This is a genomic window from Acetobacter sp., assembly GCF_047721705.1.
In the GTDB taxonomy this organism is placed as follows: Bacteria; Pseudomonadota; Alphaproteobacteria; order Acetobacterales; family Acetobacteraceae; genus Acetobacter.
The window spans coordinates 1-24,337 of record NZ_JBDNXK010000025.1 but is presented as its reverse complement, the minus strand read 5'-3'; the positions used below and the strand labels follow the sequence as shown (position 1 = coordinate 24,337).

The following is a 24,337-nucleotide window of genomic DNA, read 5'->3' as shown; positions in this document are numbered from 1 at the left end:
TTATAACGAGCGGTAAATATCTTTATACAACCTTTACGTGAAATTTCCGTAGACGCATACAACCTGTGGTGGTAACTAATGGTCAACGACGAACCGGGAGTTACTGAAATGCGAGTTCTTCTTGTTGAAGGTGATGTGGCAGCTGTAGGCGAGATCAGCCAGATCATGAAGGGGGCAGGTTTTACGGTCGATCATGTCCAGTCGGGCGAAGAGGCTGTCGAAATGCTCCGTCATTATGACTATGACCTTGCCGTGCTGGAACTGATGCTTCCAGACATTGAAGGATATGAAGTGGTGCGCCGCATTCGGGCCTCCCGCGTCACAACGCCGGTCGTGGTTCTGTCCGGCCTGACCCGGCCGCAGGCGAAAGTGAAGGCGTTCTCCGTTGGAGCCGATGATTATCTGACCAAGCCGTTTGATCCGGATGAACTTGTCGCCCGCATGCAGGCAATCCTGCGTCGCTCCAAAGGTTTCAGCGAGCCGACCCTGAGTGTCGGTCCGCTCAAGCTCAGCCTCGACAGTCGGGAAGTCTCGGTCAATGACGTGCCGGTCCATCTGACGGGCAAGGAATACGCCATCCTTGAACTGCTGGTTCTCCGTAAGGGCATGGTTCTGACCAAGGATGCTTTCCTGAATCACCTTTATGGTGGCATGGACGAGCCTGAGATGAAGATCATCGATGTTTTCATCTGCAAGCTGCGCAAGAAGTTGCAGACCGCTGGTGGCGGAAACCTGATCACCACCGTGTGGGGACGTGGATACATGCTGCGCGAACAGTTCCAGCGCGTCGATGCCGAAGCGGTTCCTGCTCCGAAGGAAACAGCGGAAACTGCCGCAGCCTGAGCATGGGCTTCAAGCCGCCTTCATCTATGTTGAATAGGTGAAGGCGGTGGTTTCGTATTTCAAGCGGTCCACTCGGTTGAAATGGTCACGCCATGATCCAGTGGACCGGCTCCCGCGCCGTAACCGGGGGCATTGGCAATTGCTTTGATCAGGTAGGCTCTTGCTCTTTCCACAGCGTCTCTGAGCGGCTGTCCTTGGGCAAGCTGTGTTGCAATGGCGCTGGCAAGCGTGCAGCCCGTACCATGTGTATGACGGGTTTCTATACGCTGTCCTCTGAAAATCTCGACCGTTTCCCCATTCACAAGGACGTCGGCAAGATCCGGGCCGGGCATATGGCCGCCTTTGACAAGGACGGCAGGCACACCTTTTGATTGGAGGGCGTAACCGGCCTCAATCATGTCCTTCTCGTTTTCAATGCGGACACCAAGAAGTGCTTCCGCCTCAGGAATATTGGGCGTCAGAAGGGTGCTGAGCGGCAGCAGTTCTTCGATCAGCGCGGAGATTGCGTCGGGAGCGAGCAGTTTTGCTCCGCCTTTCGCCACCATCACGGGGTCAAGCACGAAGGGGATATCGCGGTAACGGCCGATCTCTTCGGCCACAACGCGAATACTTTCGGCGCGCCCCAGCATCCCTGTCTTGAAGGCGTCTGCCCCCAGATCTTCGAGAACGCAGCGAATCTGGGTGCGGAGGAATTCTGGCGGCACGTCGAGAATATCAATCACCCCGACCGTGTTCTGCGCTGTCAGGGCGGCGATGGCCGTCATCGCAAATCCGCCGAGCGCCGTTATGGCCTTTATGTCGGCCTGAATGCCTGCGCCGCCACCCGAATCACTGCCGGCAATGCTGAGAACACGTCCCCGCATCGTTCACGCGACCGCGTGAGTGGCGGATGTAATGGCCGCGCACATGCTGTTGACGGCGTGTTCCACCGTTGTCGCATCTTCTGCTTCCACCATGACGCGGACGAGGGGTTCGGTACCGCTTTCACGAAGGACAAGGCGCCCCGTATTTCCAAGCTGCTTTTCAATATCGACGCGGGCAGCCTGCACTTCAGGAAGCGAAAGGGGACTCGGCCCTGCAAAACGGATGTTTTTCAGGAGTTGTGGATAGGGGGCGAAAACCCGACAGACCTCGCTGGCAGGGCGACCGTCTTCCACCAGCACAGCCAGAACCTGAAGTGCGGCCAGAAGACCGTCGCCTGTCGTAGCGAAGTCGGAAAGCACGACGTGACCGGACTGTTCTCCGCCCACATTCGCGCCGTTTTCCCGCATGCGCTCAACCACATAACGATCACCAACCGCCGTGCGCTCCAATACGAGTTCCTGATCCGCGAGAAAACGCTCTAGGCCCATGTTGGACATCACGGTTGTAACGATCGATGATGATGCAAGACGTCCGGCATTGGCCCAGGAACGGGCGATCAGACCGATAATCTGGTCTCCATCGACCAGATGGCCCGTTTCATCCGCCAGCAACATACGGTCGGCGTCGCCATCCAAGGCGATGCCGAGATCAGCCCCATGCTCGACAACCGCCCGACAGAGCGCTTCGGGGTGAGTAGAGCCGCAATTTTCATTGATATTCACGCCATCCGGGTCGCATCCAAGACGGATGACTTCCGCGCCCAGCTCCCATAGAGCTGTCGGCGCAACGCGGTAAGCCGCGCCATTCGCGCAGTCGATGACGATCTTCAGCCCATCCAGACGACAGCCTTTCGGCAGGGAAGCCTTGGCCTGTTCGATATAGCGACCGGCTGCGTCATTCAGCCGGGAAGCCCGGCCTATTTCCGAAGGGGAAGCTAGGCGGTCGGACAGATCGGCTGTCATCAGTGCTTCGACATCGGCTTCTTCCTGATCGGACAGTTTGAAACCATCCGGACCGAACAGTTTGATGCCGTTATCACTGAATGGATTGTGCGAAGCGGAAATCATGACGCCGAGATCAGCCCGCAGTGAACGTGTCAGCATGGCGATGGCAGGGGTCGGCAACGGGCCGACAAGCGTGACGTCCATCCCGGCGGAAAGAAAGCCAGCCACCAGAGCACACTCGATCATGTAGCCGGAAAGACGTGTGTCCTTTCCGACCACCACCCGATGACGGTGGTTGCCGCGGCGGAAATGCAGGCCCGCAGCCTGTCCCAGTTTCTGGGCGACCTCTACGGTCATCGGAGCCGTATTGGCTTTGCCGCGAATGCCGTCAGTGCCAAAAAACTGTCGTGTCTTGCTCATGCGTCCCTGAAACCTGCTGTGGGCGAACATTCATTGCCGCTTTCTTTACCCTTCCCACTGTCCTGCGGCCAGAGGTCACGCAGCGGGAATTTTCGCCACCCGGATGGTATTGGTCGAGCCGCTGATACCAAACGGGACGCCCGCCGTGATGACAATCGAGTCTCCGGGGCTGGCCACATGGGTGTCGAGGGCTGCTTGTAGCGCGGTGGACACCATTGTCTCCGTATCACGAACGGGCTTGTCGGCGGGCACGACAATGGATTGCACGCCCCATACCAGCACAAGCCGTCGTGCTGTGCCGATAGTGGGTGTCAGTCCGATAATCCGGGCGATCGGCCGCTCCCGTGCGATCCGCAAGGCCGTGGGGCCAGCGTGCGTGTACGCCACGATCGCCTTGGCGGCCAGCGTGGTAGCGACCTGCTGGGCGGCATGGGCAATGGCGTCCGCCGTATAATGTTCCGGCTCCAGACGGCTGGCCTGCATGATGGTGCGCCACCCCCCGTCGGCTTCCACCCGTTCCAGAATCCGGTTCATCATGGTCACGGCTTCGACAGGATAGCTGCCCGCAGCCGATTCTGCCGACAACATGACGGCATCCGCGCCATCGAATACGGCAGTGGCGACATCGGAGGCTTCCGCCCGCGTGGGGGTGGGGGCCGAGATCATGCTCTCCAGCATCTGCGTGGCGACGATCACCGGTTTCCCAAGTTTTCGCGCCTCACGGATGATCCGTTTCTGCGCCAACGGCACGGTTTCCGGTGGCAGCTCAACCCCAAGATCGCCGCGCGCGACCATGACGGCATCCGTCGCCTTGAGGATGGCTGACAGATTGTCGAGCGCCTGCGGTTTCTCCAGCTTGGCGACAATCCATGCCTTTGAGCCGATCAGTTCCCGGGCCTCAAGCACGTCTTCAGGACGTTGCACGAAGGACAGGGCAATGAAGTCGGCACCGAGATCAAGAGCGAAGGCGAGGTTCTCCTTGTCTCGTTCGGTCAAGGCAGGAATGGGGAGCGCCACATCCGGCACATTGACGCCCTTGTGATCGCTGAGCGGTCCTCCGACCACCACTTCCGTGTCGAGAAAATCCGCGCCGACCGTTTTGACCGTCAGTTTCAGTTTGCCGTCATCAAGGAGCAGCGAACAGCCTTCCTTGGCGACCGCGATGATTTCCCGATGAGGCAGATTGACGCGCGTCGTATCGCCCGGTGTGTCATCGAGGTCGAGCCGGAAAGACTGACCGGCTTTCAGGATGATTCTGCCGTCCGCAAAGTGACCGACACGGAGTTTCGGGCCTTGCAGATCAGCCAGCACACCCAGCGGACGCCCCAACTCGGCCTCTATCTGACGGACGATCCGATAGCGGGCTGCATGGTCTTCATGCGTGCCGTGCGAGAAGTTGAAACGGAATACATCCGCACCCGACGCAGCAAGGCGCCGGATTGTTTCAATCGACGAAGAGGCGGGACCGAGTGTGGCGACGATTTTTGTGCGGCATTGTGCGGCGACCATGGGTCATTCCTTCCCCTGTTAACCGTTCGCCCGAAGACTGAACGAGAGGGGAAGGATTGTCACGTGGGCTGGTTATGACCCTACGCGAGGGCTGTTTCAGGAGGGGGGATAAGCCTCGTCAGGGGAAAGGCCCCAGATCTGACTGCGCTGGAGCCAGCCGTCGTAATGCTGGACCGTGACCTTGCACCACGAAGAACCCGCAGCGCAGGCCTTGATCGTGCCAACCGTGCCGGGGGAGAGGACGGCCACGGCAGCGGAATCTTCATCGCCGGAAGCGTGGAGAATGACGGCTCCCGGAATTTTCGTCACATCGGCAGCGGTGGACACATGCCCGATGATACGTGATTCTGTGTGCTTGCCTGTGGGCTGCTCACTGGTCTTTTTGTCGGTCGAAGGTGCAGCAGCCGTCTCGCTGGCGGCAGCTGGAGCAGAGCCGCCCGGTGTCGGGATGACAAAATCACGCGAACCAACCAGCGTGGCCTGATGCACCCAGCCTTTTACGCCGTCAGTATCCTCGATCAGCCGCCAGACATCGAACTCCCGTTCGATCATCACGGGCAGGCCGCGACGGTGATAGACCCACTGGATTGGATAACGCTGTCCGGGACCTGCCCGTAGATTTACCTCGTCGGCGCGCAACGCGGCAAAGCGGGGCAGGGGAAGGCCGGTGTTGCTGCCCTTGTTTGGATCCTGTCCGGGAGGTGCGTTTTCGGGCGACGCATCAGGTGCGCTCTGGTCTCCGCCGTCCCCCGGTGCGGGCACAGGCACAACGCCGGGCCGTTCAGCCGCGGGTGGGTGTTTTACTGCATGCGCGGCATGGTGGGGTTTGCTGGCAGCAGGATGCTCGACATGTCCTTTTTCCGTCGCTGCATGCTTCTTCTTCACATGCTTCGCCGCGGTGGTCGTACTTCCGCTCTCCGCGTGATGGGCGGTGTGCTTGGTTTTTTTAGTGGCCGCCGCGGTCTTGTGAGACTGTGCCTCACCTTTTTTGGCGTGGTGATGGTGCGTGGTTGTCTCGGTGGCGGCATGCGCGTGCATGGGGGCTGACACGAGAGCGACCGTGGCCAGAAGGGTTGCAGCAGCGGTGTGCAAGGAGCGGGATGCGTTCATGGCACGCATCCGTGCCAAGCCCTGAGCCTGTCGGCAAGAGGGCGCGTGATTCATTGTGGTCGAAAAGATGTTTCGCTTTCAGAAAGTAATCACTTTGTAATCATGGGAAAGGTCGAGAAATGTCGGAATTCCAACGATTTTAACGCCTTCGATCATGTCTTCCGCCTTCAGGCCCGTTCGCCGTAATCCGGTTTCGCAAACAAGCAGATCGGCGTGCATGGCGACGATCATCTCACGTAACGTGGCCATGGTTGCGATTCCCTGTGCAGTGAGACCCGCTTCCGCTGCCTGCCATGCAGCGTCGAATCGGTCTTCCCGACAGAGCGTTTTCGTCCCAAGGCCGGTGGCGAAAAGAATGACCTTGCGGTTCATCGCCAGCGCGCTGGCGGCAAGCATGAATGCCGAGTGCAGCCTGTTGAAATCATTGTCGCAGAGAAAGAACGCCAGACCTCTGTTCGTATCGGCTTTCTCAGTCTCGGGGTGACTCATATCTCTCCTGTCCGCCACATACCGGGCATGCCGGGTCACGGTCTATGGTGATGGTGGTGAAGCGGGTCTCGAGGGCGTTCCAGAGAAGGAGACGGCCCGCAAGGGATTCACCAAGCTTCAGTAATTCTTTCAACGCTTCCGTGGCCTGAAGTGTTCCGAGCACGCCGGTGACGGCTCCAAAAATTCCGGCTTCCCCACAGCTGGCGGCGTTGGGTGTGCCATCCACACGGGGGAAGAGGCATTCGTAGCAGGGGCCGCCTTTATGAGGGTGAAAGGTGGAGAGTTGGCCATCGAAACGAAGGACCGCCGCCGAAATGAGCGTTTTGCGCTGTGCGACGCAGATTTCGTTCACCAGATAGCGTGTCTCGAAGTTGTCGCAGCCGTCGCAGACGAGATCGTAACCAGCAAGAATGTCGGAGGCGTTGGCGGGTGTCAGGCGCGTTTCATGTGTTTCGATTTTGATGTCCGGATTAAGTGCTTTCAGCATGTGCCGTGCGGAGGCGACTTTCGACATGCCCACACGATCCGTCGCATGCAGAATCTGGCGCTGGAGATTGGAAAGCTCCACCCGGTCGTGATCGACGATCCCTATCCGTCCGACACCGGCGGCGGCGAGATAGCAGGCCACTGGCGAGCCAAGCCCCCCTGCGCCCACGATCAGCACCGAGGCTTCCCGCAGTCGCACCTGCCCCGTTCCCCCCACTTCCGGAAGGAGGATGTTGCGCGAATAACGCTGGATTTCGTTTTCCGTCAGATCAAGCGGCATGGGAGCCTCAGATAAGGGAGGGGTGTGTTGTCGTAAAGAACTGAAACAAAAATCACATTCGCGTGATTTCGTGGGGAACTGCTGAACGATAAATGCATGACTGTGTTGCGTGTGTTATGGTGCTTCCATGGCAGTAAAGGTACAAGAGATGCGCTCCGCAGAAATCGCACAAACGTCTGAAGCATGGGCCTGCCCCGCGCGGAAGCGGGCACGTGCCATCTGTGTCGCCGCTCTTGCAGCCTCGCTTGGCTGCTATGCTCTTTCTCCCTTCGTCACGCTCTGGACGATTGCCAGCGCTGTCTCAAGCCACAACATGGTTGCGTTGGGACAGACGATCAACTGGGCTTCGCTTGATGCATCCCTGAAGGAGCAGGTGCTTGACGGGCTCCATCTCGGTCATGCGACCGAAGCGGTGGACGATCTTCCCGAGTTCGGCTCGTCGTTCGCGACGAATGTGGTGTCCAATGCCGTCGACCTGACGGTGAACCAGCAGAATCTCGGTTCCGTGGTGGATCAGGCCATGGCATCCGCACCGTCGAAGATCAATGCAGGCTCCATGTTGTCTGCTGTCAGCCACGCCGTTGTCCGCTTTACAGGTGCAAACACGTTCGAGGCCCAGATGGTGGTGCCGGGTCACGAAAAGGAAACGCCGCTGCGGGTCCAGTTGCGTATTGAACGGTGGCAGTGGAAGCTGACCCGTGTCGATCTGCCGGCTACGCCCCATAAAACTGTAATCGAGGCATCGGTCACACGCCGTCGCGCCTGATCGGCATTACATCAGCAAATTCTGTTTAAACCCGGCCTTCGTGAGGAGGCCGGGTTTTCATTATTCAGGCGCTGGCTGGAAGATCTTCTTCCAGAACGATGATGTTGATGGTGTAGGACACTTCGCCTTCATCATCGTCCCGATGAACGGTGCCGATCACTTCTCCATCCACTGCAAGTTCGACTGAGAGGCCCTTGCGCGGAGGGGTGTTGACGCTGAGCCCTTTGGCGCCAAGAAGGCGGCGCAGGCAGGTCTGCAAACGCAGGATTTCGCTCGACGACATCGTGCTCATGATGAGTAATCTCCGAAAAAGAAAAGGATTGTGTGCGGCAACAGTGTCGTCGCCCGCTGCTGGTTGAATCTGGCGGTGCTGTCGCGTCCGGCCAACGGGTGGTCTGCTAATAGGGACTGCACAGTTTTCGTGCAACTCCCGCCTCGAACTCATTGCCTTTTGTCACCAAATCAGGCTGTAAGCTATTGATTGGAAACACCACGTGAGACTGGTGAACAGTGATCAGGGGCTTTTCATGTCAAAAACAGGTATTCGATTTGCACTTTTAGGGGCTGTTCTCGGTCTCAGCGGGTGCGGTTACTTTGATTCGCGCACCGTGCACAAAGCACAGATGTCAATGATCGGCATGACGTCGAACGATCTACAGGCTTGTGCGGGCGCGCCGGACAAGATCACGAAACTGAACGATACGACCCAACTTTACCAGTATGCCAACAAGCCATCGGCGACGGGTGCTTTTTCGGTCAATCCGTTCGGTCTTTCAGACATAAAGTATAATGGCACCGGCAGCGCGTGCACGGTTATTTTCCGTATTGATCACAGCCAGGTCACGGAAGTGCATTATACCGGCGACAATGACCGTATGATCGGTCACGAAGGTCTGTGCGAACCTGTGATTCGTGGTTGTATGCGTCAGCCTGAACCGACCATGCGCAAGGTCGATGGCGGTATGTTTGGTCCTGTTTCAGCCTTCCATTCGCCAGCCGTGCCGCAGCAGAGCCAGAGCGCCGTGTGGAATGAGCCTCCGGCTGATCTGCCTGCTCTTAAGACGGAAGGCGCGGCGGCTGCGACCAAGGCGGCAACTTCCGCCACTACCAACGCGACCAGTTCCACGGGCGCCCTCATCAATCGTGGGACCACTGCCGCCGGTCAGTAAACCGGCAGTTTCCCGTCATCCGAGCACACGGCCAATTACCTGCGCCGTGTAATCGATGACGGGAATGATACGCCCATAATTGATGCGTGTCGGGCCGATCACACCGATCGCCCCGACAATCCGGTTGGCGTCGTTGCGGGCGGGTGCCACAACCATCGACATGCCCGAGACGCCGAACAGGCCGCTCTCCGCACCGATGAAAATCCGTACACCATCAGAATTTTCCGCCAGCTCCAGCAGACGTAGCATGGCGTCCTGTTTTTCCAGCCGCTCAAAAAGATGCTGGATGGTGGAAAGCCGCTCGATTTCCGTGATGTCGGTGAGCAAGTTGGCCTGCCCGCGCACGATCAGCGTGCCGCCCCGGCCTTCATTGCTCCAGGTGGCAAGGCCACTTGCCACCACTTTTGTGGCGAGCTGATCGAGTTGCGTCTGATCCGCAGCCATTTCCTCATTCACGCGGGAACGCAGTTCCGGCAGGGTGCGGCCAGTGAGGCGGGCATTGAGATAGTTGGCAGCCTCGGTCAGCGTGGAAGGGGGCATGCCGACTGGCGTTTCGATGACACGATTTTCCACCTGCCCATCGGCGCCGACCAGCACCACAAGCGCCCGGTTGCCGCCCAATGCCACGAATTCGATATGTTTAATCGCGCCATCGCTTTTGGGCGCGATCACAAGGCTCGCGGCCTGTGAAAGACCGGACAGCAGCGATGAGGCTTCCGTCAGCGTGTCTTCAAGAGAGCGGCCACGCGCCTCCAGTGTGCTGGAGATTGCTTCCTGTTCGTCTTCACTGAGATTACCAAACTGGAGCAGACCATCGACAAACAGCCGCAGCCCTTTTTCTGTCGGCAGGCGACCGGCAGATGTATGAGGAGAAAACAGCAGTCCGGCATCCGTGAGGTCCGCCATCACATTGCGGATTGTCGCGGGCGAAAGACCCAAAGGTAGACGGTGAGAGAGAGTGCGACTACCGACCGGATCGCCGGTTTCAAGATAATGCTCGATCAGCTCCCGCAGAATGGTCGAGGACCGGCTGTTCAGATCTGATGCGCTGCCGAGCAGGTCGGCGGCGTTGGTGAAGGGAAGGGCGGAACGGGCGATGGCTGCTCCTCCTGACTGGCTGGATGCTTCTCCTGATTCATGGGATGCGAAACACGGAATGGCAAGTGGCTTCGGGGTGGCCACGCCCGGTAGCACGGAGTATTGAGCCGGAACTCATACGCGCACGGTTCATCGTGACGTATCCCGTTTTTCGAGGAGTCTGCCCCATGCGTCCATCCGGTCGTGCTTTTGATGTCATGCGTTCGATCACGATTGAAACCGGCTTTGCCCGTCATGCCGAAGGATCGGCGCTGATTCGTGTGGGTGGCACCGAAGTGTTGTGCACGGCCAGCATCGAGCAGCGCGTGCCGCCCTTTCTCAAGGGGAAAGGCACGGGCTGGGTGACGGCGGAATACGGCATGCTGCCGCGTGCGACGCATACACGCGGCAATCGTGAAGCGGCGAAAGGCAAGCAGTCCGGACGCACGCAGGAAATCCAGCGCCTGATCGGTCGTTCCCTTCGTGCGGTGACAGATCTCGCTGCGCTCGGCGAAATGAGCATCACGCTGGATTGTGACGTGCTGAACGCTGACGGTGGCACGCGTTGTGCTTCCATCACGGGCGCATGGGTGGCGCTGCGTCTGGCACTGGGCAAATTGCAGGCGCAGCGCGTGCTGAAAACCATCCCTCTGACGGGACAGGTTGCCGCCGTGTCCTGCGGTCTGACGGAAGCCGGTGCGGTGCTGGACCTCGATTATGTCGAAGACAGCAGCGCTGCTGCCGACACCAATTTCGTGCTGACGGCAGATGGCGGCATTGTCGAGATTCAGGGAACGGCGGAAGAGAAGCCTTTTTCGGAAGAGCAGTTCTTCCAGCTTCTTGCTCTGGCAAAACAGGGCACACAGGTGCTGTTCGCAGCCCAGAATGCGGCGATTGAGGCGGCGGAGGCTGCATGACCGCGCATCTGCCGCTCAAACAGGGCAGCCGCCTTGTTCTCGCCAGCCATAACAAAGGCAAACTCGCGGAGTTTGCCTCTCTCCTTGCGCCTTATGGCATCACGGTGCTGTCGGCAGGTGAGCTTGATCTGCCTGAGCCGGAAGAAACGGCAACAACCTTCGAAGGGAATGCCCGCATAAAGGCCGAAGCCGCCGCCAAGGCCACGGGTCTTCCTGCGCTTGCCGATGATTCCGGGCTTTGTGTCTCGGCACTGGGAGGAGCCCCCGGCATCTATTCCGCACGTTGGGCCGGGCCGGAGAAGGACTTTCCCGCCGCGATGCGGCGCATTGAGATCGGCATTGATGGCGATGAACGCGACGCATGGTTCATCAGTGTTCTGTGTCTCGCTTTTCCCGATGGAACAACGTTCTGCTTCGAGGGTCGGATTAACGGGATGATCGCACCTGAACCGCGTGGAGCGGCGGGTCATGGTTATGACCCGATTTTCGTGCCGGAAAATGAAACGCGCACTTTTGCGGAAATGAGCGACGCGGAGAAGAACGCGATCAGCCACAGGGCACGCGCATTCGAGCTGTTTCGGGAGAAATGCCTCGGCTGAATGAATGTCCCCTGCGTGGCTTCAGGTTTTGGCCAGCAGGCGGGGTGCTTGTGCTCCAAAAAGAATAGCTTCTTCGGACGGGCACCACTCCCCGATGGTGTCGTTGCGTCCCTGAAGCAGAAAACGTGGCTGGGGCGTACCGATCTGTTCGGCCGCCCGGGCGGATAAGCGCCCGATATCTCCATCAAGGCAGCGGTTGATGATCAGTGCGTGGCGCGTGGTTTCAAAGGCGGTCATCATGGCGCAGTCGCCGCTGCTGTCGCCGCAGACCAGAACGGGACCATATCCGCGCGCGTTGGCAACTGCTGTTTGGAGAGCCCGGACTTTGCCTTCCCTGACGGTGATTGGCCAGTCCGCAGCAGGTTTGGAGCCAAGCCTGCCCTGCGGCCAGTCCATACGAATGCCAAGGATGTTCTCGCGTGGAAGCGCGTACCCGAATGCAGGATCGGTTGCGAAAACTGAGACAATCTCCTCCAGCGAAGCAGAACATATGAAAACGTCGATGCCATGCAGCCGAAGGGTCGCCTGAAGATCGGCTATTTCGGGACAAAGACGGAGGCCCGTGAGGATGGAGCCTGCAACGATGCCGGCCTGTCCCGGTCGTTGAGGCGGCGTGATCCATTGCTCTTGCGCTATTCCCTGCCCGAGATGCCAGAAATTCGACGTTCGCGCACGTGCGGCCAACTGTTCGTGGGTATGTCCACTGAACAGTCGGACAATCCAGCGACAGGACACATCCGCATCGTAACTGGCGACAATGGCGTCGTAAGCGAACTGCAATTTGCTCTTCAGGCTCAGCAGGGCCGGATCGTCCGGTTGGATGGAGGCTGTGCGACTGGAAAGTTCTGTATAATCCGAGACAAGATCAGCATGAAGCGCAGAAAAGGATACGGGTGCTCCTTTTGTTGTGACGCATGATGGGGCGAGGGGGCGTTCGGGCACATCCAGTGCCGTAGCCCGTGCAAAGTCCTGTGGAGCAAGAGCGAAGAGAAAACGGGATGCTGCATATTGGAGCAGTGTTTCTTCGCAGTCCCCGGCAATGCAGGTATTGTCCCAGTCAAAGACGGCATAGGGACGGCGCGAAGGATCGTAGTTCCGGCTGTTCTTTCCATAGTCTGCAATGAGTTTTTGTAACAGAACTCTGTTCCGGGGCGCCCATTTGAGAGGGGAAAGGCAGGCTGATGGTGCTGCCTGTCGCGAAAGCGTGGAAGCCTGAGCCGGGGAGGAGGAGCGGACAGACGCTCCCAAGGCGACACCTGCGCCAATCAGATGACGACGTGAAAGGGGCATCAGATGGTTGCCTCAAGTGTTCCGTGTCCGATCAGCGGGTCCGTGCGGCTGGGCTGGCCGGTTTCCACATGGCCCGCGAAATGAAACACCACTGTTTCATCGTGAAGAATGGCGATGTCATACCAATGGTCGTGCGCCTTTATGGGGTGGCGGATTGTATGGGGAATGGCAGGTGTCACGGTGAAAGACCTGAGGCTATTGGTATAACCGTCGCGGAGAGAAAAGGGGGGGGGATTCCGGGCCTGTTTCTCTATTGCCAGAGACAGTGTCACGAAATCGTATGAGGGATCTGTGTGAAGAGTTGCTGTCAGTGGCTGTGTATTACTGAGCATGCGATGGAAACCGTTAGGACCGTAAACAAAGGTATTGCCTTTTCCTCGGAGCACGACATCGCATTGCGTGCCTGAGTTGAGTGTGAAATGTCTGGCCCCTGCTTCATCAATGACTCTCAGAACCGCGCCTGCTTCGCCTGTGTTCGCAAGGCGCATGGTGCGGGGCGAAATCAGATCGGCATGCAGGGAATAGGGAAGTGATCGTGCGGGACGCTGGCCAGCCTCCTGCTGTGGCACGCTTTGATAAGGGGGGATGACTGGCGGTGGAAAGGTGCAGGACCGTCGGGTTTGCGCCAGATAGTCCTTTGTATCGGGTAAACGAGCTGTCCACGCAGCGTCACGGCACGAAAAATCAAAAACAGATGTCAGATCGCCGCACACGGCCCGGCGCCACGGCGTGATCAGAGGGGCTTCAACACCGAAACGGGCTTCGAGAAAGCGTAGAACCGAAGTGTGATCGAATATCTGCGAATTGACCCATCCCCCTTTTGTCCACGGGGAGATGATGATGGCAGGCACGCGCGGTCCCAGCCCGACGGGCACGCCCTGATAGGTTTCTCCTTTGACACTGACGGTGCCGTGTCCCTGTGAATCATCAAGCGCAGGCACGGGGGGAGGGACATGGTCAAAAAAACCGTCATTTTCATCGTAGTTGAGGATGAAAACGGTTTTTGCCCAGACATCGGGATGACGTACCAGGATATCCATCAACTGCGAAATCAGAAATTCGCCAAATCCCGGTGGGGCATTGGGATGTTCAGTCAAAGCAGTGGGCGGGACGATCCATGACACCTGCGGCAATGTGCCAGAGGCGATATCATTTTCTATGGCCTGCAGGAGATACCGGCCTTCCGACGTGTCCTTGTTCTCTTCGTTCGATCCGGGAACAAACTGTCGCCCTTTTTTGTACTGCCACGAGTTTTTACTGACATTTCTGAAGGCAGCGAAGGAGGAGAGGGTGTTATCGCCAAAATTGTCGTATTCCTGATATATTTTCCACGATACACCTGCTTTCTCAAGGCGTTCGGGATAGGTCTCCCAGTTGAAGGGCTGAAAATCGGGATGGTCATGCGCCATGTCGGCTGTCCAGTTTCCATCGTCGGCATTGTCGATTGCCTGACGGTTCTGGTTGCCGACAGCGAGGCCGGATGTGCCTGTAAAGAAATAGAGACGATTGGGGTTTGTCGGGCCGAAAATCGAAGCGTGATAGGCATCACAGATGGTAAAAGCATCGGCCAGCGCATAATAATAAGGTATTTCCTGTCTGGTGAAATGCCCCATGGTCATCGCCGTTTTGCGCGGCACCCAGATATTCCAGTCATTCCATGCCGTCTGACTTCCCTTCCAGCTGTGATCCAGACTTGCGAGGCAGGCGCTTGAAGTATGTGCGGTTTCGAACCGGAACGGCATGATGTAGTCACCCTGACCATCCCGCTGTGCGAAAATGGTCTTGCCGTCTCTCTGTCGTTCGGCGCGTGGATCTCCATAGCCCCGCACCCCGTTCAGGCATCCGAAATAATGATCGAAGGAGCGGTTCTCCTGCATCAGGATGATGACATGTTCCACATCCATGATGGTGCCGCTTGCAGTGTTGGCAGGAATGGCGAGGGCACGCTGAAGATTGGCAGGCAGAACGCTGCCTGCGGCCAGAGCTGATGCGAACTTCAGGAAATCACGACGACCGGATGTTGCACTCATCGGAACATATTTCCCTGTCTGGGAATGAGTTCAGGAGGTAATGCTCATTCTGAGAGCCTATGCTTGTTGAACAGATCATGTTCCGTCAAGATCACTAGGGTGATTCGAATTTTCGAAAGGAAATCATTTATGTTTTTGCGACGTAAGAATGTCGTTTCGATAAAATAATAAATACTTCTTCTGGATCAGCTGTTCGTAAATGTGAGGGAATCCGGTTCCGTCCGGTCATGTGCAGGGGGACGTTTGAATTCCATACTGTAAGCGCGTGAAAAGCTGGTGCGGCTCTCGAATCCACAGGCGATCGCGATGTCCGCGATGGCCATATCGGTTTCCCGTAACATCGTGCGCGCGCGCGCAAGCCTGATTTTCCGGTGCTGCTGTATGACGCCGCAGCCGAAATGGGCGTGGAAAAGGCGCTCAAGATGTCGTGTGGAACACAGGGCGGTTTGCGCGAGTTCTTCCAGAGAGATGCGACGGTCTGTGCGTGTTTCAAGCATGCCAATGGCGCGTGTCAGAATGCGGTTATGGGCCGCCTGCCTGCTTTTCAAAGGAAGTTTCTGTCCCGCGGCAGAGGGACGGATGGTTGTGTGAATGAACTGCTCGGACACGCGACGGGCAAAGGAGGCGCCTCTGAGCTGTCCGATCCGGTTGAGCATCAGATCGATCGAAGCGGTGCCGCCCGCGCAGGTAAAGATTTTACCGAAATCTTCAAACAGTTCCGAGGAAGCCTGATAGTGCGGAAACGCCTCTGAGAAAGCTGGTTGAGCTTCCCAGTGCATGGTCATCGGCACGTCTTTTCCAAGCCCAGCACGGGCGAGAATGAAAGCGCCTGTATCCACACCGCCGATCTGGCTGCCATCCCCCGCCAGCCGGCGGAGCATTCTGTCCGCCTTCCGATCAAGACCGCTTAAGGGTGAGAAACCGGAGCAGACGATGACCCAGTCCACTCTCTGCTCTCGTTGTTCCGCAATTCTGGCAAGCGAACTTTCGGCTGTCATGAGCATGCCGTTCGATGCGGCAACGGCCGCGCCATCTTCCGAGACAACCTGCCATTGATAGAGGGCCTCTCCCGCCAGTCTGTTGGCCACACGCAAAGGTTCGGCAGCGCAGAGAAAGCCGAGGGCGGAAAAACGAGGGATCAGCAGAAACACGATGTGGCATGTCATGCGACGATAATAGAGGACCAAATTCGATACGGAAACGGCACGAATCAGCACATCAGGATTTATTCTTGGCGGCAGAGTGAATGTCAGAGCACAGGCGGCTCTTGGAAATTGTCCCATAATGGCTTTGGACCGGATATTCACTCCATGAAATCAAGTCTTTTCATTACATGCGCTGTTACTGGAGCAGGTGACACGGTGTCCGGTCATCCCAATGTGCCGGTCACGCCAAAAGAGATTGCGGATTCCGCCATTGCTGCGGCGAAAGCAGGTGCGGCCATCGCTCATATCCATGTTCGCAATCCGGAAACCGGGCAGGCCGCGCGTGACGTGGCCTATTATCGCGAGGTGGTGGAGCGGATACGCGACGCCGATACGGATGTGGTGATCAACCTGACGGCAGGGATGGGGGGCGATCTCGTCCTTGGCGCGGGAGAAACACCTCTTCCACCGGTCGCCGCGCAGACCGACATGGCGGGTCCGACCGAGCGCCTTGCTCATGTCGCGGAATTATTGCCGGAAATCTGCACGCTCGATTGCGGCACGATGAATTTTTCGCTCGGCGACTACATCATGGTCAACACTCCCTCCATTCTCCGGGAGATGGCCCGGCAGGTACAGGCGCTGGGTGTCCGTCCTGAACTGGAAGTTTTTGATACCGGCCATCTGGTCTTCGTGAAGCAGTTGCTGAAAGAGGGATTGCTGGATCACCCGGTCATGATCCAGCTTTGCATGGGGGTGCCCTATGGTGCTCCCAATGATCTGCTGACTTTGCAGGCCATGACGTCCCAGCTGCCGGAAGATTCCGTGTACAGCATGTTCTCGCTGGGACGTTTTCAGCTGCCTTATGTCGGTGTCGCACCGATGATCGGAAGCAACATACGCGTCGGGCTGGAAGACAATCTCTATCTGTCCCGTGGAAAGCTGGCGACCAACGCTGAACTGGTTGGGCGTGCGGTGACCATTCTCGAAGCGATGAATGTCGAAGTCATGAAGCCACAGGCTGTCCGTGAGCTTCTCAAATTACGGAAGCAGGGCTGAACGATGAGCATTGAACCATCTTCCGTCAAACGGGCGGCGCTTATTGGCGGTGGAGTGATTGGTGCCGGATGGGCGGCACGCTTCGTTCTGAATGGCATCGACGCCGTCATCTATGATCCGTCACCGGATGCCAAAGAGCGCGCCCAAAACATTCTGACGATGGCACGCAAGGCATGGGCCCATCTGATGCCGGGAGTGGAACTCTCGGAGGGCAAGCTGAGTTTTGCCAGCACCCTTGAAGAAGCGGTCAAAGACGTGGATTTCGTGCAGGAGAGCCTGCCGGAAATAGAGAGCCTCAAGCAAAAGGTTCTTGCGGAGATTGAGGCGTCCGTCGCTCCGCACGTCATCATAGGCTCTTCCACCTCGGGTCTGCTGCCTTCCCGGCTGCAAAGTGGTCTGAAGTTTCCGGAACGGTTCGTGGTGGGGCATCCGTTCAATCCCGTCTACCTGCTGCCTCTCGTGGAAGTCTGCGGCGGTGATCTGACGAGCGAAGAGACCAAGGAGAAAGTCAGCGCGTTCTATCGTTCCATCGGGATGCAGGTGCTGCATGTTCGCAAGGAAGTGGACGGATTTATCGCGGACCGCCTCCTTGAGGCTGTGTGGCGCGAAGGGTTATGGCTGATTGAAGAAGGCGTCGCCACGACATCGGAACTGGATGATGCCATTCGCTATGGGGCGGGCCTTCGCTGGTCCTTCATGGGAACATTCCTGACCTACCGCCTTGCTGGTGGTGATGCCGGGATGCGCCATTTCCTCTCTCAGTTTGGACCGGCGCTCAAGCTGCCATGGACAAAGTTGGTGGCTCCGGAACTGACGGACCGCCTTGCGGATCGTATTGCGGAACAGTCGGATGCGCAGGCAGATGGCGTATCCGTGCGGGATCTTGAGGTCCTGCGTGATGAGGCGCTTGGAAAGGTTATCCGTGCACTCGCTTCGGTGGGGCAGAAAGGTTACGCGGCGGGCGCAACGCTCAATGATTTTTCAGCCAGTCTAAGTGACAAAGTGGATGAGGAGGATGCGCAACCTTTCCTTTTAAGCTGGCGAGGAAATGTTTCGCCGGAGTGGATCGATTACAACGGCCATATGACCGAGCACCGCTACCTACAGGTATTTGGAGAGGCGACGGATCATGTGCTGGCTGAGATTGGCGCGGGCAGCGATTATGTTGAGGCTGGATACAGCTTTTATACGGTTGAGACTCATATACGGCATCTTGGGCAGGCCTATACCGGCATGAAGCTGGATGTCAGAACTCAGATCTTGGATTCTGACAGTAAAAAATTACATATTTTCCATACAATGACGGAAAATGGAAAGGATGAGCCGATCGCCACGGCAGAGCACATGTTGCTGCATGTGAATTCAAAGCAGGCCAAAACGGCTCCGATTCCAGAAATGATACAGAAGAAAATTAGCGAATTGCAGGATGATCATGCAGTTCACCCAAAACCGCAGGCCTCTGGCCGCAGTATCGGAATTTCACGGTAGTGCGATCGTGTCATACGTTTTGATAACGATACAATATCGCTTGCTATCGAAGAAATCCTGTTGATTGATATGGACTGAAGAACATCCCGATGTAACCGTCATATTCCTGGATAGAAGATGTTAGAAAAAGCCCCTGTCAAACGCTACACAGTTTTCCAGAAGTTGAGAATCGCTGCTGCTCTTGTAGGTGTGGCGGCAACATGCGGAATCGTAGAACCTGTTTTGGCAAACGATCCCGCATCCTGCTCTCCTGTGCGTATTGCAGAGACAGGTTGGTCAGATAACGCAGCCGTGAATGGTGTAACTGCCGTCATCCTTGAGGGATTGGGCTACAAGACAGAGATTCCATTGTTGAGCCGAGCCATGACTTACGTGGCGATGCGCACCCGAAAGATCGACGTCTTTCTGGGGGATTGGAATCCTGCCGGCACGGAAGCCATCAAGCCGTTTCTGGCCAACGGCTCGGTAAAACAGATTGCTGTAAATCTCTCGGGCGGACATTTCACACTCGCTGTGCCGGAATATACTTGGCAGGAAGGTCTGCAAAGTTTTTCCGATCTGCAAAAATGGGCAGGGCGTCTCGACAACAAAATCTACGGGCTTGAATCCGGAAATGGGGGCAATGAGCTAATATTGAACGCGATCAAGAAGAATGAATTTGATCTTTCCTCATTCAAGCTTGTCGAAAGCAGTGAAGAGGCAATGCTCGGAACAGTCGATCGCATGATCCAGAAGCATTTGCCTGTAGTGTTTTTGGGGTGGGAGCCGCATCCCATGAATCAGAGATTTAAAATCAAATATTTAAGTGGAGGAGATTCCGTCTTTGGGCCTGATATGGGGTCAAGTGTCCATACTGTGGTTAGAAAAGACTACGAGAACGAGTGTCCAAATGTTGCGGGCTTTCTGAAGAGAATACGATTTTCCATTGATATGGAAAATACGCTTATGAGCGAGATTAAAGAAAAACACGAAACGCCTAAAGACGCGGCTCGTGCGTGGCTTGTAGCGCATCCTGCGGAATGGCAGCCGTGGCTTGATCAGGTAACAGACCGTGACGGGAATCCGGCTGTGCCGACTCTGCAAAAATACCTAGGTTTAACACCAAGAAACTAGTTTATTTTTGGAGTGGAAAATGTTTGCTACGGATGTGAGTTCCGATATAAACGCCGCAGCAGAAGCGGATATCCGACGATACAATAATTTCAGAAATATTCAAAAAATAGTCGAAAACGTAATGGTTTTTCTTCGGATATAATGTTCCGATATCAAAACGACAATTCTGCACTTTTACGGCTTCGTTTTCTATATCCCTGCCGGAGTCTTCTGATGAAAAAGTACTACACTCTTTCGACTATTCTTGGGGTAGCATTATTAAGTTCAACCTCCAACGAGGTCTATGCTGCTACGACAAGTAAAGGTACCGCCACCGGGTATGGCAATTCAGGGGTGCCGACTAATAGTAAAAAATTGCATTCTCGGTCGACGAATGTAGGAAAGCAATCGTCAAAGCCAAAACGTAATGCAATAGCCCAAGGTAACGAAAGTGTCGGTGTGGTGGCTGCACGTCGCACACATGGAACTGAGGTTTCTGTTGGTCAGGCGACGATCGCGCGATCTATACCGGGATCAAATCCTCTGAAGGTGCTAGCCCAGTTACCGGGTGTGATGTTCCAGTCTGATGATCCGCAGGGATTGGATACCTGGTCAAACCAGTTTTACATGCATGGGTTTTATCAAAATCAGATTGGCATGACTCTTGATGGAATTCCTCTGGGAGATCAGGAATTCCACAGTATGAATGGCCTCAACAGTGTGGCGGCGATTACATCCGAAAATGTCGGGCGTATGGATGCCACGATGAGCGCGGGTGCGGAAGATACCGCCTCGACGAGCAATCTCGGTGGTGCTGTCATGCTGCATTCATCGGATCCTAGTCATAAGGCCGGGGGAAAAATTGTTCAGAGCTTTGGAAGCAATGCCAGTTTTCACACTTATTTTCGTGGAGATTCAGGCGATTTGAACAGTCAGGGCACGCGTTTCTACGCTTCTTATGTCCGTAACGACATGGATAAATGGAAAGGCGGAGGCAACCAGTTCTCACAACAGGTGAACGCAAAATTCCTTCAGCCTATAGGTAAAAAAAGCTCCATATCTGCTTACTTCGACTGGAGCGATATGGATCTGTATAACTATCAGGACATGTCCTTCGATATGCTCCACAATGGTGGATATCGGATGGATAATTTTATCGGTACGAGAAATGCTTATGAAAAAGCCTATCGCTCTGCTTTATCCTTGAATGGATTGCCTGGCGGTTCTTTGCCTGCTGGTTATGAAAAGATGAGCGACCCCTGGGATGCTTCATACTATGACGGAGGCACGGTTTCACGGGATTATCTGGGAGGTGCCAATTTCCATTTCGTTCTGACAGATCGCCTTTCCTGGGATAGTGTCGTATATGGTCAAGGACATTACGGGCGAGGATCATGGGCTAACCCCTATATGTCTTCGCCAAATGGGGCGCCATTTATTGAGCAGATCACAATCCCTCATACACAGCGTGGTGGTTTTACCAGCGCTCTGCATTATAATATCGCGAATAACCAAATAAGCGCTGGAATATGGTATGAAAACTTCCACAGTGATATCGGACGCTATGCATATGAGCAGCCTTTGCTAGGTGGTGGAACGCCAGTAAATTCATTGGGTTCCTTGCCTGCACCTTTTGCGACATTGTGGCGGCAGCAAATCAATTCAAACAGCTTTACGGGATTTTTTGAGGATACTTATCACCCGATAAAAAATCTCGCACTTCATTTTGGTTTTCGCTCCCTTTTGCAGACAGCTAGATCTGGAGACACCGAAAATCTCGCTTCATACACGGGTGTAAGTGGAGTGGCTGCGGGATCAGTGACGACAGCAAAGGCCTTTCTTCCACATATCAGCGCAGACTGGCATTTCCTTAAGCATCATGAATTGTTTTTTGATATCAGTGAAAATGTAAAATCCATACCGGTCGCTGCTTTTAAATTGGGTGCATCACCGTTTTCTCTGTCTCAAAGTTCATATGATATCCTAAAAAATCAGGGAGGACTTAAAGCAGAAACTGACTGGAATTATGCTTTTGGTTATCGCTTTACGCACTCTTTGGCGAATTTTTCTATTTATGGTTACCATACTGAGTTTCATAATAGAATTCAGCAAATTACTTCAGGAACAATCGTCAATCCAATCTCTACAGTGGCAAACGTTGGTAACGTAACCATGAACGGGTTTGATGCAGGTTTGACGCTGACCCCGGTTAAAGGTTTATCCATATACAACAGCTTTAGTTATAACCACGCTACATATGAACAAAATCTGACAGAAGCTGGCACGACCTACCACCTTAAAGGCCAGCAGGTCGTTAATTATCCGCGTCTCATGTATAAAAACACTCTATCCTATACATGGAGAAATTTCGATGTCCATTTTGATACCGTTTTTATTGGACAGAGGAATTTCAGTTACACTGGCGACATGAAGGTGCCACATTACTGGCTTGAAAGTCTTGGTGCCCGTTATAGATTTGGCGACCTGAGTCATAATACTCGGGGTATTCTCAAGGATATGACATTTGATTTTAACGTCTACAATCTCACAAACGTCAAATATATCTCTACGATGGGTGAAAATGGTAACCCGATGTCAGGTGATTATCAGTCATTTCTTGTAGGAGCGCCCCGTCAGTATTTTGGAACGCTAAGAGCTTCTTTTTAATAGAAGAAATGGGATGGATGATGAAACGAAGACTTTTTATGAGTGGTGTTGCTACAACCATTTCATCCCTAGCCAATAAAAATCTCTTGGCGGCTTCTTCTTCTGTGGTAGGTCTGGATGATACAAGAATAAAAGTTACTGAAAATATCTGGATACCCATGAGTGATGGGGTGCGTCTTGCTGCTAGGCTCTTTCTGCCCGTAAATGCAGAGAGAGAACCGGTGGGAGTAGTAATAGAATATTTGCCATATCGTAAAAGGGATGCTTACAGATACCGGGATGATGTTGCGGGTCCATTTTTAGCCTCACGTGGTATTGGTCTTTTGCGTGTTGATATTCGTGGGAGTGGGGATTCTGAGGGCGTTATATATGATGAGTATATGCCCCCAGAAGAGAATGATGCTCTGACATTAATTAATTGGGCGTCCAAACAGGTTTGGTGCAATGGAAATATCGGGATGCGGGGTATTTCCTATGGCTCTTTTGATGGCCTGCAAGCGGCAGCCAAAGCTCCTTCGGCATTAAAAGCGATTGTATCTGCATGTGGAACAGAACAACGTTATCAAGATGATATTCATTATCGTGGAGGATGTTTACTGGCGGCGCAACTTGATTGGGGCACTGAATGGCAAACAATTCTCCGTGCACCACCTGATGCGCGTATAGTGGGAAAAGAGCAATGGAAGCGGTTATGGCATCAGCGACTAAATGCTGTTGAGCCAATTGTCATTGCATGGGGAGAGCATCAGCATCTTGATGATAAATGGCGTTACGGCTCTATACAGGACTATTCGGCTTTAAAGTGTGCGATCTTTCATGTGGCAGGGCAGCTTGACTGTTACGTAAACTCCGCTGCAAGGCTCATGGAGCTTGCCCCACAATGTCCACAGAAAGCATTGATTGGTCCTTGGACCCACAAATGGCCCGGCTATCCCGATCCATCCAATCACCCTGGAGATCCGAGTTTTGTAGCTAATGGGATACCTGGGCCCGGGGTGGATTGGTTGCCTGTAGAAAGTGAGTTCTGGCGGTACTGGCTAATGGGTGAGAAAAATAACATCATGGATGGCCCTGCATTATGGGCTTTTAGAGAAGATGCTTCACCTGGTGCATATTTTCCGCACGATACACCGGGACAATGGATATCCAGTTCTACCTGGCCGCCAGTTGATCAAAAAGTATCAACTCTTTATTTGAATGACGGTACGTTAGACGTTCAACAGAAGCCCTCTGTTGAACGTGTACATCACGCTAATCAAGCTATTGGATTTACGGTCCCTTCCACTTACAGTACGGGCGATACGACAACGTGGTGGCGCGAGCAATCCGGGGATGACGAACTATCGCTCGTTTTTGATAGTGCACCTCTTGCGGAGTCAATAGATATTCTCGGACAGCCAACTCTTTATCTCCGTGTTATAAGTGATCGCCCGGTGGCAAAAGTTTTCGCGCGTATCAATGAAGTTCATTCTGATGGATCGTCTACTCCTGTAACGAATGCTATTTTAAATTTAACCCATCGGGAAAGCGATGTAGAGCCTTCCATGCTTGTTCCCGGAGAGGCCTACGATGTAAAAATGAAAGCATTATTTACATGCCATCGTTTTTCCAAAGGAAGTAGAATTCGCGTTGCTCTTAGTGAAAGCTGGTGGCCAGTAGTATGGCCTTCACCAGAGCCCGTTACATTGATTGTTGTTACTGGCCAATCAAAACTTAATTTGCCTTTGGCATCTGAAGACGAGAATTCAGAATTTCCATTCAATGTCTTTGAGGAACGTTGGCATTTATCCAAGCCAACGGCTCCTTATTACGATCGACTGCATGATGTGCGGGTAAGTGGTCCAATGGGTGAACGACGCTATGTTCTAGAAAAAGGCAGTCGTGAAGAAAGTTTTACTGATGTCGAAGCCATAAATGATAAATTAGGTGAAGCTTATTGGACGCGAAGGACGATTCAAGAAAATGATCCTAATTCTGCAGAAATGATAACTGGTTATAGCAGTTCATTTCAAATGGTCGGTGAAAATATAAGGCTTTTATCAGAGGTCCATCTTCAATCAAATAAAGATGTATTTTTTTACAATGAAGTATTT

At 54.6% G+C, this 24,337-nt stretch carries 21 protein-coding genes; 10 read left to right on the top strand and 11 right to left on the bottom strand.

The window, feature by feature from the left end:
* Positions 1-108 precede the first annotated feature (108 nt).
* Positions 109-843 (top strand): response regulator transcription factor, encoded by a 735-nt coding sequence (locus ABF824_RS06375; protein WP_415487193.1) that lies wholly within the window; start codon positions 109-111, stop codon positions 841-843.
* A 59-nt stretch (positions 844-902) separates the two neighbouring features.
* Here ABF824_RS06375 and thiD read toward each other — a convergent pair whose 3' ends face one another.
* The 6 genes from thiD to ABF824_RS06345 all read right to left on the bottom strand — a co-directional run bounded on the left by thiD (position 903) and on the right by ABF824_RS06345 (position 6,945).
* Positions 903-1,706: a bifunctional hydroxymethylpyrimidine kinase/phosphomethylpyrimidine kinase gene (thiD, locus tag ABF824_RS06370; protein ID WP_415487191.1), complete on the bottom strand. Its 804-nt coding sequence runs from the start codon at positions 1,704-1,706 to the stop codon at positions 903-905.
* A 3-nt stretch (positions 1,707-1,709) separates the two neighbouring features.
* Positions 1,710-3,071 (bottom strand): phosphoglucosamine mutase, encoded by a 1,362-nt coding sequence (glmM, locus tag ABF824_RS06365; RefSeq protein ID WP_415487189.1) that lies wholly within the window; start codon positions 3,069-3,071, stop codon positions 1,710-1,712.
* A gap of 75 nt (positions 3,072-3,146) precedes the next feature.
* Positions 3,147-4,580, bottom strand: a complete 1,434-nt coding sequence (gene pyk / locus ABF824_RS06360) for a pyruvate kinase (protein ID WP_415487187.1) — start codon at positions 4,578-4,580, stop codon at positions 3,147-3,149.
* A gap of 96 nt (positions 4,581-4,676) precedes the next feature.
* Positions 4,677-5,690, bottom strand: coding sequence for an SH3 domain-containing protein (locus ABF824_RS06355; protein WP_415487185.1), 1,014 nt, complete (start codon positions 5,688-5,690; stop codon positions 4,677-4,679).
* A gap of 78 nt (positions 5,691-5,768) precedes the next feature.
* The gene (locus tag ABF824_RS06350) at positions 5,769-6,179 is read right to left on the bottom strand and encodes a DsrE family protein (RefSeq protein ID WP_415487183.1); all 411 of its coding nucleotides are present in this window, start codon (positions 6,177-6,179) and stop codon (positions 5,769-5,771) included.
* Positions 6,160-6,945 carry a HesA/MoeB/ThiF family protein gene (locus ABF824_RS06345; RefSeq protein WP_415487181.1) on the bottom strand — a complete coding sequence of 262 codons (786 nt, stop codon included), beginning with the start codon at positions 6,943-6,945 and terminating at the stop codon, positions 6,160-6,162. Before ABF824_RS06345 ends, ABF824_RS06350 begins: the two co-directional genes overlap by 20 nt.
* 148 nt (positions 6,946-7,093) lie before the next feature.
* Here ABF824_RS06345 and ABF824_RS06340 point away from each other — a divergent pair, with 148 nt between their 5' ends.
* The gene (locus ABF824_RS06340) at positions 7,094-7,711 is read left to right on the top strand and encodes a DUF2939 domain-containing protein (protein WP_415487179.1); all 618 of its coding nucleotides are present in this window, start codon (positions 7,094-7,096) and stop codon (positions 7,709-7,711) included.
* Between the two features lie 64 nt (positions 7,712-7,775).
* Here ABF824_RS06340 and ABF824_RS06335 read toward each other — a convergent pair whose 3' ends face one another.
* On the bottom strand, positions 7,776-8,003 hold the full coding sequence (locus tag ABF824_RS06335) for a DUF3126 family protein (RefSeq protein WP_415487177.1): 228 nt from the start codon (positions 8,001-8,003) through the stop codon (positions 7,776-7,778).
* 337 nt (positions 8,004-8,340) lie between these two features.
* Here ABF824_RS06335 and ABF824_RS06330 point away from each other — a divergent pair, with 337 nt between their 5' ends.
* On the top strand, positions 8,341-8,880 hold the full coding sequence (locus ABF824_RS06330) for a hypothetical protein (RefSeq protein WP_415487175.1): 540 nt from the start codon (positions 8,341-8,343) through the stop codon (positions 8,878-8,880).
* Between the two features lie 15 nt (positions 8,881-8,895).
* Here the strand turns inward: ABF824_RS06330 and hrcA are convergent, their stop codons facing one another.
* Positions 8,896-9,978, bottom strand: coding sequence for a heat-inducible transcriptional repressor HrcA (gene hrcA / locus ABF824_RS06325; RefSeq protein WP_415487213.1), 1,083 nt, complete (start codon positions 9,976-9,978; stop codon positions 8,896-8,898).
* A gap of 167 nt (positions 9,979-10,145) precedes the next feature.
* Here hrcA and rph point away from each other — a divergent pair, with 167 nt between their 5' ends.
* Entirely contained in the window at positions 10,146-10,874 is a 729-nt protein-coding gene (gene rph, locus ABF824_RS06320; protein ID WP_415487173.1) for a ribonuclease PH, read from the top strand.
* Positions 10,871-11,473, top strand: a complete 603-nt coding sequence (rdgB, locus tag ABF824_RS06315; protein WP_415487171.1) for an RdgB/HAM1 family non-canonical purine NTP pyrophosphatase — start codon at positions 10,871-10,873, stop codon at positions 11,471-11,473. Before rph ends, rdgB begins: the two co-directional genes overlap by 4 nt.
* 21 nt (positions 11,474-11,494) lie before the next feature.
* On the opposite strand, the gene ABF824_RS06310 is transcribed toward rdgB, so the two are convergent.
* From ABF824_RS06310 to ABF824_RS06300, 3 genes are all read right to left on the bottom strand, one after another.
* A complete protein-coding gene (locus ABF824_RS06310; RefSeq protein ID WP_415487169.1) occupies positions 11,495-12,763 on the bottom strand; it encodes a haloacid dehalogenase-like hydrolase in 1,269 nt (422 codons plus the stop codon).
* Entirely contained in the window at positions 12,763-14,793 is a 2,031-nt protein-coding gene (locus tag ABF824_RS06305; RefSeq protein WP_415487167.1) for a phosphocholine-specific phospholipase C, read from the bottom strand. The genes ABF824_RS06310 and ABF824_RS06305 overlap by 1 nt, the downstream gene beginning before the upstream one ends.
* Before the next feature lie 185 nt (positions 14,794-14,978).
* Positions 14,979-16,010, bottom strand: a complete 1,032-nt coding sequence (locus tag ABF824_RS06300; protein ID WP_415487165.1) for a GlxA family transcriptional regulator — start codon at positions 16,008-16,010, stop codon at positions 14,979-14,981.
* A 93-nt stretch (positions 16,011-16,103) separates the two neighbouring features.
* Between ABF824_RS06300 and ABF824_RS06295 the strand changes: the two genes are divergently transcribed.
* From ABF824_RS06295 to ABF824_RS06275, 5 genes are all read left to right on the top strand, one after another.
* Positions 16,104-16,997, top strand: a complete 894-nt coding sequence (locus ABF824_RS06295; protein ID WP_415487163.1) for a 3-keto-5-aminohexanoate cleavage protein — start codon at positions 16,104-16,106, stop codon at positions 16,995-16,997.
* Positions 16,998-17,000: 3 nt separating this feature from the next.
* Positions 17,001-18,485: a carnitine 3-dehydrogenase gene (locus ABF824_RS06290; RefSeq protein ID WP_415487161.1), complete on the top strand. Its 1,485-nt coding sequence runs from the start codon at positions 17,001-17,003 to the stop codon at positions 18,483-18,485.
* Positions 18,486-18,602: 117 nt separating this feature from the next.
* Positions 18,603-19,598 (top strand): glycine betaine ABC transporter substrate-binding protein, encoded by a 996-nt coding sequence (locus ABF824_RS06285; protein ID WP_415487159.1) that lies wholly within the window; start codon positions 18,603-18,605, stop codon positions 19,596-19,598.
* 213 nt (positions 19,599-19,811) lie between these two features.
* Positions 19,812-22,244 (top strand): TonB-dependent receptor domain-containing protein, encoded by a 2,433-nt coding sequence (locus ABF824_RS06280; protein ID WP_415487157.1) that lies wholly within the window; start codon positions 19,812-19,814, stop codon positions 22,242-22,244.
* Between the two features lie 38 nt (positions 22,245-22,282).
* Positions 22,283-24,337 (top strand): CocE/NonD family hydrolase (locus ABF824_RS06275; protein WP_415487155.1); only part of this gene is annotated, 2,055 nt, incomplete at its 3' end.

Bases quoted from the DNA above. Each gene is read 5' to 3' on its own strand.
- ABF824_RS06375 (WP_415487193.1), top strand. From the start codon at position 109: ATGCGAGTTCTTCTTGTTGAAGGTGATGTGGCAGCTGTAGGCGAGATC.
- thiD (WP_415487191.1), bottom strand. From the start codon at position 1,706: ATGCGGGGACGTGTTCTCAGCATTGCCGGCAGTGATTCGGGTGGCGGC.
- glmM (WP_415487189.1), bottom strand. From the start codon at position 3,071: ATGAGCAAGACACGACAGTTTTTTGGCACTGACGGCATTCGCGGCAAA.
- pyk (WP_415487187.1), bottom strand. From the start codon at position 4,580: ATGGTCGCCGCACAATGCCGCACAAAAATCGTCGCCACACTCGGTCCC.
- ABF824_RS06355 (WP_415487185.1), bottom strand. From the start codon at position 5,690: ATGAACGCATCCCGCTCCTTGCACACCGCTGCTGCAACCCTTCTGGCC.
- ABF824_RS06350 (WP_415487183.1), bottom strand. From the start codon at position 6,179: ATGAGTCACCCCGAGACTGAGAAAGCCGATACGAACAGAGGTCTGGCG.
- ABF824_RS06345 (WP_415487181.1), bottom strand. From the start codon at position 6,945: ATGCCGCTTGATCTGACGGAAAACGAAATCCAGCGTTATTCGCGCAAC.
- ABF824_RS06340 (WP_415487179.1), top strand. From the start codon at position 7,094: ATGCGCTCCGCAGAAATCGCACAAACGTCTGAAGCATGGGCCTGCCCC.
- ABF824_RS06335 (WP_415487177.1), bottom strand. From the start codon at position 8,003: ATGAGCACGATGTCGTCGAGCGAAATCCTGCGTTTGCAGACCTGCCTG.
- ABF824_RS06330 (WP_415487175.1), top strand. From the start codon at position 8,341: ATGATCGGCATGACGTCGAACGATCTACAGGCTTGTGCGGGCGCGCCG.
- rph (WP_415487173.1), top strand. From the start codon at position 10,146: ATGCGTCCATCCGGTCGTGCTTTTGATGTCATGCGTTCGATCACGATT.
- rdgB (WP_415487171.1), top strand. From the start codon at position 10,871: ATGACCGCGCATCTGCCGCTCAAACAGGGCAGCCGCCTTGTTCTCGCC.
- ABF824_RS06310 (WP_415487169.1), bottom strand. From the start codon at position 12,763: ATGCCCCTTTCACGTCGTCATCTGATTGGCGCAGGTGTCGCCTTGGGA.
- ABF824_RS06305 (WP_415487167.1), bottom strand. From the start codon at position 14,793: ATGAGTGCAACATCCGGTCGTCGTGATTTCCTGAAGTTCGCATCAGCT.
- ABF824_RS06295 (WP_415487163.1), top strand. From the start codon at position 16,104: ATGAAATCAAGTCTTTTCATTACATGCGCTGTTACTGGAGCAGGTGAC.
- ABF824_RS06290 (WP_415487161.1), top strand. From the start codon at position 17,001: ATGAGCATTGAACCATCTTCCGTCAAACGGGCGGCGCTTATTGGCGGT.
- ABF824_RS06285 (WP_415487159.1), top strand. From the start codon at position 18,603: ATGTTAGAAAAAGCCCCTGTCAAACGCTACACAGTTTTCCAGAAGTTG.
- ABF824_RS06280 (WP_415487157.1), top strand. From the start codon at position 19,812: ATGAAAAAGTACTACACTCTTTCGACTATTCTTGGGGTAGCATTATTA.